4 protein-coding genes are annotated in these 4,070 nt (G+C 56.8%); all 4 read right to left on the reverse strand.

Features of this window, described 5'->3' with window-relative positions; translation table 11 throughout:
* Window positions 1-847: alpha/beta fold hydrolase (locus JUK32_RS00390; RefSeq protein WP_204136890.1), on the reverse strand; the 847-nt coding region annotated here is incomplete at its 3' end.
* A 126-nt stretch (window positions 848-973) separates the two neighbouring features.
* Window positions 974-1,813, reverse strand: coding sequence for a metal ABC transporter permease (locus JUK32_RS00395; RefSeq protein ID WP_204136891.1), 840 nt, complete (start codon window positions 1,811-1,813; stop codon window positions 974-976).
* Window positions 1,803-2,591, reverse strand: coding sequence for a metal ABC transporter ATP-binding protein (locus JUK32_RS00400; RefSeq protein ID WP_204136892.1), 789 nt, complete (start codon window positions 2,589-2,591; stop codon window positions 1,803-1,805). The genes JUK32_RS00395 and JUK32_RS00400 overlap by 11 nt, the downstream gene beginning before the upstream one ends.
* A 35-nt stretch (window positions 2,592-2,626) precedes the next feature.
* On the reverse strand, window positions 2,627-3,772 hold the full coding sequence (locus JUK32_RS00405) for a metal ABC transporter solute-binding protein, Zn/Mn family (RefSeq protein ID WP_239112169.1): 1,146 nt from the start codon (window positions 3,770-3,772) through the stop codon (window positions 2,627-2,629).
* Between the last annotated feature and the right edge of the window lie 298 nt (window positions 3,773-4,070).

Genomic DNA, 4,070 nt, shown 5'->3' on the forward strand with positions numbered 1-4,070 from the left:
TGCCGGGTAAACGGGTGGCCTGGACCTCAGGCAGCGCCGCGATCGCCTCCATTTCCGCTTTAGAGGCAGGGGGAGCCTGCTCCGATACAACAACCATCAGCGGACAAGCAAGTGATTTGATGCTTTCCAGAAAAACTTCCCGACTGGGTGCTGGGTCCAACCCGCCCGTGACAAAAGCAGCAGGGGCATAGCGGGCTCCTGGTTGTTGGGTGCTCTGGTGGCGCTGCTGAATATAGTCAGGCGTCAGGCGCTGCTCATCCACAAAGACATGGCGACGATACATCCACTTGAGAAACGCGGGTCGGGTATTGAGACCATAAAGGGTCTGCCCCAGGAGAGGGGTTCGCACCAATTTCTTGACCCCAGATCGCACCGCAGATGGCACCCCCATCACCGCCAGGGGGCCGCGCCAGGTGGGAGCCACTAGCACCAGTTGGCGGCAGATTGCCGTTTGATTCGCTAAGGTCAGCGCGTAGCCAGCGGCATGACCAGCAGCCACAATGGCGATCGGGGTCTTGAAGGTTGCGGCCACAAAGTCTTGTAAAAACTGGCTATACAGCGCAGGGCTGTAATCCAGAGGGGGACGGTCGGATGCCCCGAAGCCCGGCCAGTCGAGGGCCGTGACTTGAAAGTGGGGGGCTAAACCTACCGCTAGATCCTGCAGTTCTGCCCGGTTCGAGACGGTGCTAAAGGCTGGTAGCAGCAACACCGAATCGCCTTCGCCCACCGTTTCGTAGACCACCGTGAGGGGGTGTCCCTGCCATTGCCAGTCGTAGGTTTGGGCGGTGCCCCCAAATTGGGGTTGCAGAGTCGATGGGGCGCGATCGCGCTCTACTGTTCTGGCCATACTGAACCCTCTTTGCTGGTGGCGTTATCGGTTGCTTTTAAGCGTAGACAATCTGGGTCATTGCTCAAGACTGTTTGGTGACAATTGGATATTGGTAGGAATGCACCGCCGTGTGCCGGCGCTGAATCAGGGGGCGATCGCGCGGGCGGTGGGAGTCAGAGCCGCAAGCAGGAAAATCCCTAACTGCACAGTCACGATGCTGGGGCCAGAGGGAAGGTCAAACAGGGCGGACAAGAGCATGCCGACGACGGCACTAATGGCCCCTAAACCCGCCGAGATGACGATGTAGTGGGTAAATTGACGACTGAGCAGACGGGCGGCACAGGCCGGAATCACCACAAAGGCGCTAATGAGTAAGACGCCGATCGCTTTGATGGAGATGCCGACTACCAGAGACAGCAGCACGATAAAGGCGGTGCGCTGGGCGGAGACGTTAACGCCCCGAGCCATGGCCATCGGTTCGTGCAGGGTCATGAGAATTTGCGATCGCAGCGTCAGGCCAATGAATCCAGCACAAACGACTAACAGCACCGCGCTGAAGACGAGGTCAGTCGTTTGCACGGCCAAAATATCGCCAAACAGCAGATGGGAAATGCCCCCGCGATACTCATCGCGAAAGCTGAGCAAAATAATGCCGATCGCCAGAGACGACGAATAGATGATGTTCAGCAGGGCGTCGGTCCAGAGCTGTGTCCGTTCCAAAACATAGGTCACCGTCAGCGCGAATACCACCGAAAACGGCAAGAGTATCCAGGCCGGGCTGATGCCCAGCAAAAAGCCAATGCTGATGCCCAACAGAGCGGAATGGCCCAGGGCATCGCTGAAGAAGGACAACTGCCGCAGGATCGTAAAACTGCCCAATAAGCCCCCCATCAGCCCGGTCAACACTCCCCCCAGCAGCGCTCGCTGCATAAAAGGCAGTTGAAACAGTTCAATCACGCGGGTAAGTTCGGTCTCAATGTTCATGGTGATGGGGTTGCTGGCAGGTGTGGTGATAACGCACGAGATCTGGCCCATAGGCGAGAGATAATTGCTCTGGGGCCAGGGCATGATCAGGCGGTCCCTGGCACATGAGCCGGCGGTTGATGCAGAGGACGCGATCGCAACTGCGGCGCACCATATCCAGGTCGTGGGAAATTTGCAAAATGGCCCAACCCTGTTCTTGCTTGAGCTGATGCAGCAACTGATAAAACTCCGACTCCCCGCGCACATCCAGGCCCGCCGGAGCTTCATCCAGAATCAACAGTGAGCGGGGCCGCACCAGGCAATACGCCAGCAGTACCCGTTTCGTTTCCCCACCGGACAAACTGCTCACCAGCTGATCGCGGAGATGCCAGGCTTCCACTTTAGTCAAGGCGGCGCGCACCGCGTAACGACGCTCTCGGCCACCCACCCACGGCAGTTGCAGTCCGACTCGATCCCAGCCCAAGCCCACGAGTTCCGACACGGTGATGGGAATGCGGCGATCAAACAAAAAGTTCTGGGGTAAATAAGCAATCTGTTGTCGCACCGCTGACGGCAGGTACCCCTGGTCAGACAGCCTGTGTCCCAACACCGCAATCTGCCCCGCCTGATGTGGCAAAATGCCTAGCACCGCTTGAATCAGGGTGCTTTTGCCCGCACCATTAGGGCCAATAATGGCCGTATCAGTACCGGCGGGTATTGTGAAAGATACCTCCTGCACCGCTGGGTGGGTCTCACGATATACCGTTAACCCCTGCACCACTAAAACCGGATCGTTCAAATATTGAGTCCTCATTGCACCAAGCCGATCATCGCTCAAAACCGCAGGCCCACACGCTGGGGGACAACTGCGAAAGGTTGAGGTGTCCAGAGGGGCAGCCAAGACTGACTAGACGATTCAAAACTCACGACAAGATTGTCGGCATTTTGGCGCATGGTTGTGAGGTAGTGATCCGGCTCGATCGCCGCCGCATCCCCGGTGGCAACCGGATCAAACACACTGACGTTAATGTCCAAATCGCCTGCGATCGCATCAAAGGATTCCTGGCTGGCCTGAGGTTCGGTCATGATCGTCTTCAGTCCCTGAGCCTGCACGGTCTCCATCACCCGCTTCACATCTTCGGGTGAGGGATTTTCTTCTGGGATGCCTACTAAAAATTCTGATTGCAGTCCATAACTCTCAGCGAAGTAACCGGCAAAATCATGGAACACGACAAAGCTCCTGCCTGCGAAGGGAGCTAACTTTTCACTGATATCGGCGTCCAGGGCTTGCAGTTCGGCGATGAAGGCCGTCGCATTGGCGGTGTATTCCGCTTCGCCTTCTGGATCAGCCGCAATTAGCCCATCGCGAATATTTTCCACCTGTTCAATGGCGCGCTTGGGATCGAGCCAGATGTGGGGGTCGAACTCACCATGGGCATGGCTGTGGCCGTCATCATGGGCGTGATCATGTTCTTCGCCTTCAGCATGGTCATGATCGTCTTCCTTCCCGTGATCGTGGCCATCACCATCGACACTCGCTAGCGTCGCTACCCCTGCGCTGGAATCAATGATCGCCAGCTCCGCATTGGCGGCATTCTCGATCATGTCAGCCAAAAAGAATTCCATCTCCAGACCATTTTTCACCAGCACGTCGGCATTGGCGATCGCTTGGGCATCGCCCGGTTTGGCCTGGTAATCATGGGGGCCAACATTCGTGGGCAGTAGCTGCACCACCTCAGCGCGATCGCCCGCAACCGCCGTGGTGAACTGGGTGATGGGCAAAAACGTCGTCACTACCTGCAACGCAGCTTCGGGCGCGACAGCGACTTCAGATTCCGGCGACTCTGCTTCGCTGGTGGTCGAGGTGGCAGTACAGCTCCCCAAGCCGAGGGCGATCGCCCCGACGACCACCCAGGCGGTTCGCTGCAACGTAGCGGGAAAATTCTGTCCAGACATGGCTAATTGTTCTTGGGGCAACATAGACAACGAAAATGCGATGAATTTGAGAATGATTATCGTTTCGACTAATCTACACTATATTCCTGTGAATTGTTGCCGCTTAAGCCAAAAAAATTTTGAAACTTGCCCTGGCGGATGGTCGCTCGACTTGACGTACCACCGCCCCAAAAAACAGTCTTGTCAGGCATGATCGTCACTGCCTGAGGGTTGGCGCTGCGGCCAGTTAGGGAACTGCAACTAAGTAAAGTACCCGTTCAATCCGGTTTCGACTTCGCTCAACCTGCCAGTATCGAGAGTTGAGCGAAGTCGAAACTCGGTT

The sequence above is a fragment of the Halomicronema sp. CCY15110 genome (genome assembly GCF_016888165.1).
Lineage (GTDB): Bacteria > Cyanobacteriota > Cyanobacteriia > Phormidesmidales > Phormidesmidaceae > Halomicronema.